Origin of the sequence: Pseudoblastomonas marina, assembly GCF_014641655.1 — a bacterium.
In the GTDB taxonomy this organism is placed as follows: domain Bacteria; phylum Pseudomonadota; class Alphaproteobacteria; order Sphingomonadales; family Sphingomonadaceae; genus Alteriqipengyuania_A; species Alteriqipengyuania_A marina.
This window is the reverse complement of record NZ_BMID01000047.1, coordinates 1-565: the sequence shown is the minus strand read 5'-3', so window position 1 is coordinate 565 and position 565 is coordinate 1. Positions and strand designations below refer to the sequence as shown.

The 565-nt window shown below is 27.8% G+C and carries 2 protein-coding genes; both read right to left on the bottom strand.

Going from position 1 to position 565, the window contains the following annotated elements; genetic code table 11:
• Positions 1–110, bottom strand: a 110-nt coding sequence (locus tag IEW49_RS13505) for an NADH-quinone oxidoreductase subunit H (protein ID WP_506344883.1), incomplete at its 3' end; no start/stop codon positions are given.
• 18 nt (positions 111–128) lie between these two features.
• A partial coding sequence (locus IEW49_RS13500; protein WP_229658244.1) for an NUMOD3 domain-containing DNA-binding protein occupies positions 129–565 on the bottom strand: 437 nt, incomplete at its 5' end.

The following is a 565-nucleotide window of genomic DNA, read 5'->3' as shown; positions in this document are numbered from 1 at the left end:
CTTGTAAGTATACACATTAAAACTATACTACCATACTCGGCTAAGAAAAAGAATACAAAGACTACTGCTGCATGTTCTGTCATAAAACCACTAACTAATTCTGATTCCAAAAAATAAAACAACCATATCTAATCTTGTATAGGTTTAAACCGATAAGTTTTATTATATACAAGACCCGAATTTAAATACTTACCTACTGTAACCTTAGAAATACCTAAATATTTAGCTAGCTCTACATTATTACTAAACTTTAAAATTAAATTGTCCTCTAAATCATAAATACCTACACCTAAAGGATATTTATTCTTTTTTTCACTCATAGACGCCTTAGTAGCTTCACTATGTTTTTTACCAAACATAGGATTTAATTCACCTGGTTTACTAATTAAACCTAGTGCTTCTTCAGTATGAGTTTTACCAAACATAGGATGATTATTTTTATCCTTATAATAATCAACCATCTTTAATCTTGCTTCTTCTGTATGTTTATAACCTAAAGAGCTTGTAGCTATAGCTTTAAAATTGTAAAGATTATCAAAATTAAATCTGTTAATATAACTAGTCT